Source organism: Achromobacter piechaudii NBRC 102461, from assembly GCF_001571245.1.
In the GTDB taxonomy this organism is placed as follows: Bacteria; Pseudomonadota; Gammaproteobacteria; order Burkholderiales; family Burkholderiaceae_B; genus Achromobacter; species Achromobacter piechaudii.
This window is the reverse complement of sequence record NZ_BCTK01000006.1, coordinates 1-11836: the sequence shown is the minus strand read 5'-3', so window position 1 is coordinate 11836 and position 11836 is coordinate 1. Positions and strand designations below refer to the sequence as shown.

10 protein-coding genes are annotated in these 11836 nt (G+C 56.1%); 6 read left to right on the top strand and 4 right to left on the bottom strand.

Annotated features, from left to right (window positions below; genetic code table 11):
* The first annotated feature begins 182 nt into the window (after positions 1-182).
* From API01S_RS12225 to API01S_RS12215, 3 genes are all read left to right on the top strand, one after another.
* Positions 183-872, top strand: a complete 690-nt coding sequence (locus API01S_RS12225; protein ID WP_006216201.1) for a heavy metal response regulator transcription factor — start codon at positions 183-185, stop codon at positions 870-872.
* Complete coding sequence (locus tag API01S_RS12220) at positions 872-2218, top strand: heavy metal sensor histidine kinase (protein ID WP_006216202.1); 1347 nt, start codon at positions 872-874, stop codon at positions 2216-2218. Before API01S_RS12225 ends, API01S_RS12220 begins: the two co-directional genes overlap by 1 nt.
* A 373-nt stretch (positions 2219-2591) precedes the next feature.
* Positions 2592-3284, top strand: a complete 693-nt coding sequence (locus API01S_RS12215) for a heavy metal response regulator transcription factor (protein ID WP_006216203.1) — start codon at positions 2592-2594, stop codon at positions 3282-3284.
* A 123-nt stretch (positions 3285-3407) separates the two neighbouring features.
* Here API01S_RS12215 and API01S_RS12210 read toward each other — a convergent pair whose 3' ends face one another.
* Entirely contained in the window at positions 3408-4565 is a 1158-nt protein-coding gene (locus tag API01S_RS12210; RefSeq protein WP_039882451.1) for a porin, read from the bottom strand.
* A gap of 485 nt (positions 4566-5050) precedes the next feature.
* Between API01S_RS12210 and API01S_RS12205 the strand changes: the two genes are divergently transcribed.
* Complete coding sequence (locus API01S_RS12205; RefSeq protein WP_039882452.1) at positions 5051-5359, top strand: DUF4148 domain-containing protein; 309 nt, start codon at positions 5051-5053, stop codon at positions 5357-5359.
* 357 nt (positions 5360-5716) lie between these two features.
* Here the strand turns inward: API01S_RS12205 and API01S_RS12200 are convergent, their stop codons facing one another.
* Positions 5717-5998, bottom strand: coding sequence for a DUF4148 domain-containing protein (locus tag API01S_RS12200; RefSeq protein ID WP_006216206.1), 282 nt, complete (start codon positions 5996-5998; stop codon positions 5717-5719).
* Positions 5999-6100: 102 nt separating this feature from the next.
* The gene (locus API01S_RS12195) at positions 6101-6436 is read right to left on the bottom strand and encodes a DUF4148 domain-containing protein (RefSeq protein WP_006216207.1); all 336 of its coding nucleotides are present in this window, start codon (positions 6434-6436) and stop codon (positions 6101-6103) included.
* Between the two features lie 287 nt (positions 6437-6723).
* On the opposite strand from API01S_RS12195, the gene API01S_RS12190 reads away from it, so the two are divergent.
* Entirely contained in the window at positions 6724-8715 is a 1992-nt protein-coding gene (locus API01S_RS12190; protein WP_006216208.1) for a heavy metal translocating P-type ATPase, read from the top strand.
* A gap of 699 nt (positions 8716-9414) precedes the next feature.
* On the opposite strand, the gene API01S_RS12185 is transcribed toward API01S_RS12190, so the two are convergent.
* Positions 9415-10749, bottom strand: a complete 1335-nt coding sequence (locus tag API01S_RS12185) for a DUF5623 domain-containing protein (RefSeq protein ID WP_046803181.1) — start codon at positions 10747-10749, stop codon at positions 9415-9417.
* A gap of 455 nt (positions 10750-11204) precedes the next feature.
* Between API01S_RS12185 and API01S_RS12180 the strand changes: the two genes are divergently transcribed.
* Positions 11205-11819: a hypothetical protein gene (locus API01S_RS12180; protein ID WP_006216211.1), complete on the top strand. Its 615-nt coding sequence runs from the start codon at positions 11205-11207 to the stop codon at positions 11817-11819.
* Positions 11820-11836 lie beyond the last annotated feature (17 nt).

The window sequence follows — 11836 nt, the reverse complement described above, 5'->3', positions numbered from 1 at the left end:
GGTGAAGGTAGACTGACGGCTAACCTGCCCTAGAATGCGTGCTCCCATTCAAGTGCAAGACGTGCGCGTTTCTGAACACGCAACGTTGGTGGCTATGCGAGCTCGAGCTCGCGCACCAATTCCCGCTTGGCACCGGATTCAACCTTCGAGGGTGCCATTCACGATTCGAACGGTTGTGAAATATGAAGATTTTGGTCGTTGAAGACGAGCGCAAGCTCGCTGAGTACCTAAAGCGTGCTCTCTCAGAACACAACTATGTGGTCGACGTTGCATCGGACGGCGTCAGCGGACTTCACCTTGCCCGAGAAACTCAGTACGACCTCATTCTTCTGGACGTGATGCTCCCGGGGATGGATGGCTTTGACGTTCTGCACGAACTGCGCAAGTCCGATCGCGTACCTGTCCTGATGCTCACAGCGCGAGACAAGGTCGAGGATCGAGTTCGGGGACTGCAGGACGGCGCAGACGATTACCTGGTCAAGCCGTTTGCGTTATCTGAATTGCTGGCGCGCGTCCTTGCGTTGGGGCGCCGGAGGGGTCATATCGTCGCCGAGGCAAGCAGACAGAATGTTTTGAAAGTGGGAGATCTCGAACTTGATCTGCTGAGGCGCAAGGCTAGTAGGGCCGGCACGCGCCTTGATTTGACAGCCAAGGAATTTACGCTGCTTGCCCTCTTGATGCGAAAGCAGGGAGAAGTTCTGTCTCGTCTGGATCTCGCCGAACAAGTATGGGATATCAACTTCAATAGCAATACCAATGTGGTGGAGGTTGCTGTACGGCGTCTTCGTGGAAAAGTTGATGACCCTTTTGAAACTAAGGTCCTTCACACCGTGCGCGGGATGGGCTACGTGCTCGAACTGAGGGATGAGTAATGGGATTTCGCGAGATCAGTTCTCTGCGCCAATGGCTGTCTCGCTGGCTCGCGCTTCAGACATTTGTCGCACTGGGGGTCGTATGCCTAGTTGTGTACTGGGCGACGAATATAAATCTCTCTCATCGTCAGCAGGCACTACTTGAACAAAAGCGTGAAGTCATCGAGCACCTTGCGGATGAATTCGCCGTTAAAGGCGACCTACCCGCGCTCGAGCATAAGCTAAATGACTTTTTCTATGGAAAGTCTGAGTTTTCGTTGCGACTCGTCATTAATCAAAAAGTCAGCGTTTATGGTGAGCCTGCCGTAGCGGCGAAGGACGTAAATCGAATACAGACGCTCTTTTCTTTGCCTGCGCCCAGCCAGCCGGACAGGAGAATGACCGCAGAGCTGTTTCTGGATACCACGCCGGATGTGCGGCTTCGAGTGATGCTGGCATGGACGTTGTTTTCGTGTGCTGTGATCGGAGCGATAGTAGTTTCCGTTATAGCCAACGTCCTTGTCCGGCGCGCGCTGCTTCCTCTACACGAAGTGGCGCTCCAGGCCGCGCTAATATCGCCTGACCGCATCGGGGAACGACTGAAGGAAACGGGGTTGGCGCAAGAAATCAAACCGTTGGTCCTGCAGTTCAATGCGCTGCTGCAACGGCTAGAGCGGGCCTATGTCCAAATGGAAGGCTTCAATGCAGATGTAGCACATGAACTACGTACTCCTCTCGCGACGCTTATAGGAGAAACCGAATTCGCGCTGGCGGCAAATCGGTCGCCAGTGGATTTGCGAGACGTGCTTGGTTCGAATCTGGAAGAGCTTCAACGCATGACCGCTATTGTCAATGACATGCTCTTTCTCTCACAGGCTGACCGCGGAGCGAGGGCGCGGGCCGAACATGTGGAGAGCCTCCGCGCGATTACTACGGAAGTTCTTGAATATCACGAAGCCGAGGCGCTCGACGCGAGAGTTAGCTTTGACGTCTTGGGAGATCAAGCTGGCAGTGTAGACCGCTCGCTCTATCAACGCGCTATTTCAAATCTGGTTTCGAACGCCATTCGCTACAGCAAGCCGAAGTCAAGTGTAACGGTTAGGCTATACAGGGCCGACGACGGGAAAGTACACGTCACCGTGCACAATTTCGGTGAGCAAATCGAAGCACAGCATCTACCGCGGCTCTTCTACCGGTTCTACCGATCAGACTCTGCGCGTGCGAGCGACGCGAACCATCACGGCCTCGGACTGGCCATCGTAGCCGCAATTGCACGGATGCATGGCGGCACTCCCTTCGTAAAATCGGACTCGACGGGCACGACCATCGGCTTCAGCATAGCTGCAGACTTCGATCCATCCAAGTAGAACCACATTGGACATTGGCGCTCCTGCACACTTGTGCAGTGAGCGCCAATGTCGTTTGTAGAGTAGCAAGGTGGCGCGCATCATTGGACATTTAGCGAGTCCACGTAGGCAGCAATCCTTCTAAAAAGATGCTCTCCGGAAATAGCGACAGGGAAATTACAGATTTCCGCGTTTTTTTTTGCAGATTCGTAATTGACGAGTTCGGGTTCTGACGAAGCTCGGCCGCTAAAGTAGCTTTACATGTAAAGCGATGCTAAGAGCCGGAAGACCAGCACTGTAGCGTTACGTCAACTAGGCTGCAACGGCGGAGTGATCACCGATCACGTCCTTCGCTTTTTTCAACGTCATTTTCAATGACGTATTCAAACGACAAATGAAAATTTTAGTTATTGAAGATGAGCAAAAACTCGCCGAGTTGTTACGCCGCAGCCTTACGGATAACAGCTATATCGTTGATATCGCAATGGATGGGGTCAGCGGTCTCCAACTCGCCTATGAAACGCAATATGACCTAATCATATTGGACATCGGCCTACCCGGCTTAGATGGATTTGAGGTTTTACAACGCATTCGTAAAAACGACAATGTACCTGTCATGATGTTGACCTCCAGGTCAAGCCTTGAGGACAGAGTACGCGGTCTGGAGCAAGGGGCCGATGATTATTTAATCAAGCCATTCGCACTCTCCGAGCTCCAGGCAAGAGTCCTCGCTCTCAGACGGCGCGCGGCGGGATCTGGCGATACCATGTCCGGCGGAAATATTCTTCGCGTAGCGGACCTTGAACTGGATCTACTTCGCCGACGAGTAGCCCGGGGCAACTCCCGCATAGACCTCACTGCAAAGGAATTTGGGCTGCTGACGTTCATGATGCGGCGTGAAGGCGAAGTATTGTCGCGCCTAGTCCTCGCGGAACAAGTTTGGGACATGAACTTCAACAGCAATACGAATGTGGTTGAAGTCGCGGTCCGCCGTCTTCGCGCCAAGGTCGACGATCCGTTCGACATAAAATTGCTGCACACCGTCAGAGGAATGGGCTACACCATCGAGTATCGCGAGCCCGAATAGGCTTGCCACTGACGCTCTGCAAGCGTCTAGCCGCTCTAATGGCTCCTCTCGCCAAAAAAATGAGGACATAGCGGGTTATGGGCACCCCACTATGTCCTCCGCACGCTAGGTGCGCATTTCGCGTCAGAATGAGTGGCGCAAGCCGATCACTGCCTCCCTGGCTTTTACATCGTTTTGAAATGCAAAGTTGTTCGTATAGGTGGCAGCAGCGTACATCGTCGTGCGCTTCGAAAGCGTGTAGGAGTAGCCCAACGCAAACGTGTTGCTGGTCGAGTCACCACCGGTCAGGTCGCTATTGTTCGGATCGACTCGCTGCCACGAACCAAACATGCTGCTAGCGCCACCCAAGGGGACGGATGCTGCGATCAGATAGGAATTCGAGCTGAAACCATCGACGAATGTGTTGGACGGCGTACCGCGGAACGTTCCGACCGAGGCGCTCGAGGGGAGCCCCTTGCCAGCAAACCAGCCATCCGTTGCTCGTTCGTATGCCAGCGCCAGCTTGAAGACTTCAAAGTCGTATGAGCCGCCCAACGTGAACGAGCGAGGAGTGGCCGCAGTTTGGGCTGAGGATAGTTTGTTCGACGCATTCAATTGGTCGTAGGCGAAGAATGCCATGAGCGGACCATTTGCGTAGCTAATGCCAGTCGTAATTGCTCGAGTGTTATCCGCCGTCCGGAAGCCCGTCTGGGCCGCGTTGCGGTCGTCGGCATTAAACGCATAGCCAGCCGATACGCGGAAGCCGCCCATTGAAGGGCTTTCATACAGCGCCAGGTTGTCATAGCGCACGAAATACGCCGCGCTGAAGCCAAGGCCTCCACCCGTATTGAGCTGCGAGAAGCCGCCGCCAAATCCGGAACCATACATCGAAGCCATAAGACGCGACGCTACGTTGTACTGACGACCAAGACGAAACTCACCCCATTGGTCGCTGCCAAGGCCGACGGTAGCTTCACGGCCGAACAGGCGATTGTTTTGGAGAGACGAGCCGTTAGCGGAATCGTACCCAGACTCAAGGCGGAAGGTCGCGTACAGGCCATCACCCAAATCTTCTTTTCCGCGCAGGCCCCAACGCGACCCGGCCGTTTGGCCAGTAGTCATCGCCACTCGGCTCCCGTCGAATTCGGACTTCGCGCCCGTTCGAGGATCAGTGTAGGACCCATCGACCTTGGCGTAGCCAATCCCGGTGTCAATAATTCCATAAAGCGTCACCGACGACTCGGCGTACGCAGCCGTCGATAGTGTTGCCGCAGAAATTGCCAGCAAGAGAGATCTCTTCACAAATTGCTCCTTTATCACAGAGGCGGACTGGATGCCTCGCCGATAGAAGAAACGCGAAGTCCGTTTCGCATTTCGCGGTGTCTATTCGGCAAGTGCCAAGCAAGTGTGGAGAGTGTTCATCGACAAAAAACCAACCGTTCGATTACATATATGTCCGCGTCCAGTCATTAATGTCCGCGTACCGCTGCGCGCGCCCGCAACTCTATGTTTCCACTCGATTTTGCAGTAGCGAAAGGCGATCCATACCCGGGAACGCACGCCGCTAATTCCCACACGCACCGCACGTGCGGTTGCAAAATCACAACACTCTTTCCAAAATCGAAGTGGAAACGTGGACGCCACATTTCCAAATCCGGACAAAAACGTAATTCTGTAGTCGCGGTTTGGATGGGATGTCTTCGATACAATTCCTATACGCGTTAAGTGATGATGATTTATTAATACCGGCGTTAGTGCGTACCGCCGGTAATCAAATGGAGTTGGCGATGAAAATTTCCCTCAAGATCCTTTCGGCGGTCGTATTGATTGCGGCGCCCATGGCGTACGCTGGCGCGCAAACCGCAGTGCCGGCCAACGCAGCCTCGACGTACTCTAGCGGAATTGACCGGGGACTCACTCGAGCCGAAGTACAAGCAGATCTCGCAGTGTGGAAACGTGCAGGAGTGGATCGCTTCTGGAACCAAGACGAAACGCCCGACATTTATAGCCGCGAATACAGAATGGCGTATGCGGAATATGTTCGCCTTCGCAGCGGCACCGAGTATCAACAAGAGCTGGAACGCCTCAAACGCTAAGGCGATCTCCACCGGCGGCGAGCGGCCTCCTCCACCGCGAAGGGAAGAGGCCTTTTTTTGGTGCACATTCTATTGAAATGTGCACCTTTTTTTATTGAACAATTTCTTCAGATGGAGACTTAGCCGTTTCGGTATCGGCAGCTCGACATCATAAATGGAAGCAGAGAGAACAGACCGTTAAAACGGCGAGAGCGACGCTCGCATACAGCCAAGGTGGCCTCGAGCATCGCGTCCCAAGTTGGTAAGTTGGTTGCCCAACGATTTTCTTCGATATATCTAGACAGTGGACGAATTACAGGTGACAGGACCGCTGTCGTTTCTGGCAGAGCCACACGCACTGTATGAAGGGACGCTGCATTATTGCTCTTCGCCCTTGAGGCGATTAAGCTCCTCCTGATACTCCGGTCCGTTACGAAGCTCCAAATAGTTGGCATAGCTCTTACGGTAGGACGCACTGTAGATATCGGGTGTGTGCCGACCTTTATAGAACTTGTTCATTCCGGCTCGCTTCCACATGGCCAAGTCAGCACGCACTTCTGCTCGCGTTTTCGCGCCCTCGGCCGCTGGTGCAGGGCCGCTCGTCATCGCGCAGCCAGAAAGGAACATCACCGAAAGCGCAATTGCGACACGAATCCTCATACATGACCCTCGAATTTAGTTTCGCCAACGGACGGAGGAGCACCCAAACGCGTGGAATTTCCCCACGAATGAGCGCTACCTCCTGCCAAAAGCAGACGGCACTTAAGCACCGGTGTTGTAGATTTCGTCGAGGCGCGCACGCTCTTCGGGGGTGATCGAATCGCGTTCTTTCGCAACTTGCTCACGGGTTTTTTCAGTTGGAACCATCCAACCAGGCTTTGCCGCATTCAGGTTGGTAAAGAACCATTCCCTCTTATTGGACTTTGCGGCGACGAGCTCCTGCCGAACTTGCTCCGAGGTTTTTCCACTTTGGCTGTCGCTAATGTGAACTTCGTAGCCGATCTCAGTGTTTGTATTGTGAAATGTGTCGGCCTGGGCGGTCGAACTCAGAGCACCCAAAGCAAGTGCGACGGCGGCGCTAGAAATAGTTACTTTCATCTCAGTGATCCTCACGTTAGTTGTCGTCGCGCAGAAGCGACTGACTTAATAATGTAAAGATCGCGTTTCGACAGTTTGCCGTCTTTATTATTACAATTCTGTAATGATGCGCTTCGTCGACCGTTCCGCTTTTAGAATTCCGACTAGGCCAAACCGGCGGAATTGGCGCGCATCATAAACGACTAATTGCGTACGGAATAGCCGTTTCATGACACGCCTCCTCCAAACACCACATGGGGCTTCTGAGTGTTGCCTTGTGACCGAGAACCAATAAGTCGGCGGTTCGCGTGAATGGCAGTGAAATCCAAAGCAAGGACGTAAAAATGACGACTAGCATCACCCGGGCGATTACAGCGCTTTCAGCGGAGGTGTACTTTGCTTTAGCGTGCGGCGCGTTGCTGGGGACCGGGGCCGGGATTGAACGCTGGTGGCCGTCTATCCCGGGATGGGTGCCTCTCGCCATGTACGTCTCGGCGTACGTGTTTGGAGGAGCTTTCACCGTGCGAGACGCCTTCAATAGCTGGAAGGAGCGGCGCCTCGAAATCGACAGCTTGATGCTCATTGCCGCCGCTGGCGCTGCCGCGCTCGGAGCATGGGCCGAAGGCGCTCTCCTTCTCTTCTTGTTCAGCCTAGGGCACGCGCTGGAGCATTTCGCGATGGGGCGGGCGAAGCGGGCAATCGAAGCCCTGGCAGAACTTGCGCCAAAAACGGCTACGGTGCGTCGCGATGGCCAAGTTCGCGAGATTGCAGTCGAAGAAATTGAGGTGGGCGACCAGGTTATCGTCAAGCCGAATACGCGGCTTCCCGCAGACGGCTTTGTCATCAAGGGAAGCTCAAGTGTCGATCAAGCCCCCATAACAGGCGAGAGCATTCCAGTAGACAAGGCCCCCGTGCCCGACGCTGCCATTGCGCGCAGCCGGCCGGCCGGCGTCGATCCCAAATCTCAAGTGTTCGCCGGCACGATTAACGGTTCGGGCCTGATGGAGGTCGAGGTCACTCGTAAGTCGAGCGACTCAACCCTTGCCCGCGTCGTAGCGCTGGTCGAGCAGGCCGACGTTAGAAAGTCGCCAACGCAGCGGTTCACGGACAGATTCGAGCGAATCTTCGTGCCGACCGTCCTAAGCATCGCGTTCCTATTGCTTTTCGCCTGGGTCATTGTTGATGAGCCTTTCCGCGATAGCTTCTACCGCGCTATGGCGGTACTTGTCGCAGCCAGCCCTTGTGCTCTTGCCATCGCAACGCCGAGCGCAGTGCTTTCAGGTATCGCTCGCGCGGCTCGGGGCGGCGTACTCATCAAGGGCGGCGCCCCGCTGGAGGAACTTGGAAGCCTGAAAGCACTAGCTTTTGACAAAACCGGTACCTTGACTGAAGGCCGCCCTCGAATTACCGACATCTTGCCGGCACCTGGAGTCTCCGAACAGGAGCTTGTCGCGGTTGCGGTGGCAGTAGAGTCGCTAAGTGATCATCCGTTAGCCGCGGCCATTGTTCGAGATGGTCGCAAAACTCTCGGAACGTATCCGATCCCAGAAGCTTCCCAGGTGGAAAATTTCGTTGGCCAAGGAATCACGGCCAAAGTGGGTTCGCAAAGCGTATGGATCGGAAAAGTTGAGATGTTCGGCGCGTCTGGCATTCCACAGCTCGAAAGCTCGACGACAGCCGCCGCCAACGAGTTGCGGGAGGATGGCCGAACAACTATGGTCGTGCGACTGGGAGACAGAGATCTCGGTGCCATTGGACTAATGGATACGCCACGGCAGGGTGCTGCCGAAACCATAGAAGATCTGCGGCAACTGGGGATTTCCCACATGGTGATGATCTCTGGCGACCATGAGAACGTCGCCCGCGCCATTGCAAACAAAGTGGGCATTGAGGACGCACGGGGCAATTTAATGCCGGAGGACAAAGTTCAGGTGATTCGCGATCTTAGGGCTGAGGCTGAAATCGCGATGATCGGAGACGGTGTAAACGATGCCCCCGCCATGGCAAATGCGACTGTGGGTATCGCCATGGGTGCCGCCGGTTCAGACGTTGCACTGGAAACGGCCGATGTCGCTTTGATGGCGGATGATCTGCGTCATCTGCCTTTTGCGGTCGGACTGAGCCGCCAGACTCGACGAATCATTCGTCAAAATCTGTACGTCAGTCTCGGTATCGTCGCTGTTCTAGTGCCCGCGACGATTATGGGGCTGAGTATGGGCGCTGCAGTGGCCGTCCATGAAGGCTCGACGCTGCTCGTCGTTTTTAACGCTTTGAGATTGCTGGCCTACCGAAAAAGCTAGGCGGATCAGGTACGAAATTTGCACAAGGCGCCCAACGGGTCTCACGAAGTCCCAAGGACGACCTCGTCGGCGCAGCCGGTGGGAAAGGACGCGTCGCCCTGACGCAAGCTAATGCTACGCAGGTCGCCCGCAGTCGCGCTCACTCGATGCCGCGTCCTTCGAAATCCGTGACCGAGCACGCGGGCTAATCGCTTAAGGACTGGACCGCCCCGACGAGCGGCGAACAGCACTTTTTGAAGCCAGGTTGACGGCACGGCAATGCGCGTTAAGTTAACGTGCGGCCGATATTTCCGGGCGCTCTTTTTCGCATCCTGTGGTGCACGCGGCCCACCAAGCCGCTCTTCAAGCTGTGCGCATAGGGCCATCAAATCCATCCTGCCGAACTCTCGCGCGCACAAAGCACGTGCCTCCAAAAGAAAAGCCAGGAAACCGAAATCTCGGGTACTCCATCTCGACGCGCGGCGGCCTTCCCAATACCGCTGAGTGCCATTTTTGAAGGGCCTGGAGCGTGCTAGCAGCCCCCATCGGTCGATCATAGGACTAGGAGACTGATTTGCCTCTCAGAGCGCTTGAAATGCCTAGTTCCGGAGCGCGGATTGCGCACAACTCCAAAACCTATCGGCAATTGAGCGCGAAGCGTTTCCAACAAAATACCCCCTTTCGGGGGCATTCTGCTGCGAGCGCGCTTGTCTCGAGACGTCAGTTCGCACCGCGAGCGCCTGCGAACGCAGCCGCGCCGTTGCGCTCAGCCTTCTGCAGTTCAGCCACGCCCGCATCAAACGCCGCGAGCAACGTACGCCGCGGCTTGCAGTCGTCGTAGCCTCGCAGGACGATGGATCGGGCTTCCGTGAGCATCGCCAGGCGCTCGACGTCCGAATCGCCGCACACCACGATCGGCCCTCCATAATAGATATCGTCCAAGGCCCTTCCCTGCTCATCCCGGTGCTCCATCGGCCACCAATCGTCCAATTCGGAACGGGCAGCGCCCAGCTTCGAGCGCACGCGGCTGGAAAATCCGACGGCCGCCAAGCCTCGCATTAGAGGGGCGAGCTGCAAATGGAGCTCAATTGGCATCGCCTTGGCCGGGCGCCAGCGCGACGGGATACCGGTTTGACCACCATACGGCACTGCGCCGTTGTACTCGCCGTAAGACGGCCCCGGCCGCCGCCGGCGCGGCTTTGCATCCGCTTCGCGTTGGGGGCTGACAAAATCGTCATTGCACATGCCTGTCTCGTGGGGCCACGGGTGGGGCTCCGCGACGGGGCGCAGCCTGGCCAGTGTGTCTGCAACACGTTGCAGCAGGGCACCGTCCGGGCCAACCAAGTGCGGGATGCACTCGCCGGCGTAGTAGATGCCCTCCCACTGGGGCACCACCATTTTCAGGTCATTACTCTCCAGCCAGTAGGCGCGCTTGGCCTCCCTGCCCTTGACCGCGGCCGCATACGGCTCGTCCAGGCATACATAGCTCCCGCTCACAGGGTCGAACCAGTCCGAGTCATGGTCTCTGTCGGGCATCTCCGTCAGCACCCTGGAGATGGAGTCGAACCTCTTGGTCGATACCGGTTGCAGGCCTGTCGCTTCCATGAAACGCAAGCTACGCTCAGCCTTCAGTAAGAGGTCCCGGGCGGACTCTTGGCTGTTCACATTGGTCCGGTGTTCCAGATGATCGACGTACTCCATCCGGAAACCGTAGAGTCCTCGCGCGTGGCCGACGAGGTGCTTAGCCACGATTTCAGGTAATGGACGAGAGAGATGCACACACAACAGTTCTCGGCCATGCCTCAGCCCGTTGGGCGTCTGGTCATCGTTGCGCGAGCGCCGGGTGAACCAGTGCACGGAGATGTAGACGGGAAACCCGCGCGGTGCATTTGCGACCGGAAGCTGGCGTTTCGCGTGCACGAAGTTCTCGTAGCCAGCCTGGCGACTGGCAAGATTGAGTGCGTCTGTGTGCGTGATGTTGTGCTCGCGGCTAATTTTTTTGGCGAGCTGCTTGATGCCGTTCACTGTGAGCGGCTTAATGCTGGCGGTAGTCATGCGCTTCGATCCTCAAGGCCCCGTTTACAGAGTCACCGTCGCTCTGAAAGAGCCGGAAGGAAGGCATCGGCCCATGGAAGATCAAAGCACTGCTCTAGGAGCTTCGAAAGACGGTGTCCTGCGCGTGCCAGCGCTCCTGCACTTTACTCCTCGCGAATCGTCAAAGTCAATCGGGCCCCGCCGGCGTGTACGCTGGACGGGTACGAGTTGCCCGAGCTACAGAACGAGTTCTATCGGGCCCTGCTTGGGATCTTCGGTCCAAACGGTTTCGACGTATGCGGCCACATCAAGTCCCAGCTCATGGCGTGCAAGGACGGCGGCGCAGGTACCTGTCGCGCCGCGTCTATTGTGAAGTATTGTTACAATCGTGAGCGAAAGCCAGGAGACTTCGCTTCGCGATGGAGCGGCGTCGATTCCCTAATGGCGGCACGTGGCATCAATCGCAGGGATCTTCGATGAACGATGAACAAGAGTTGCTGGAGCCTAATCCGGTTTACAAGGACTATCCCACCAAAAAACATGGCTGGATCTACATCGCAGTCGACATGCGTGATCTAAGCTTCAGCAAGATTGGGCTCACAACAGAAGAAGTACCCGCCCGCAGGGTGGCCCAAGGCCGAACGTATAACCCGTTTATCACTTTGTTTACCACATACGACCTCGGGCGGAGCACATTCGGAATTTCGCAGCAGGAACTAAACGCTATTGAAGGGAACATTCACCGCCGGTCTGTTTTTGGCTATCCGCGCAAGCATCTCGACTCTGGACGCGACTCCGAATGGTTCCCGATAAACCCAGACGACGCAGAGGGCCAAGTGGACTTGGTACTCGCGAAGCGCGGCTTTTCCGTGGACCACGAGCATCTGTATGAGGTCTATGACAATGCAAACAATTTGCATGGCCTCAATCTCCGAGCCATGCGAAAGATCAAGAAGATATACCGCCCTCTTCCCGGACAAATGCGGCAGCTTGCTGAAGAAGCAGGCTACAGCGCGCGGTTGATCCGCCCGTATCTGGACTACCTCGAAGAGTTCTACACCGAAGGCCATCATGGCCAGGTTTGGCTTTAGGAGCGTCGGCGCGCGCG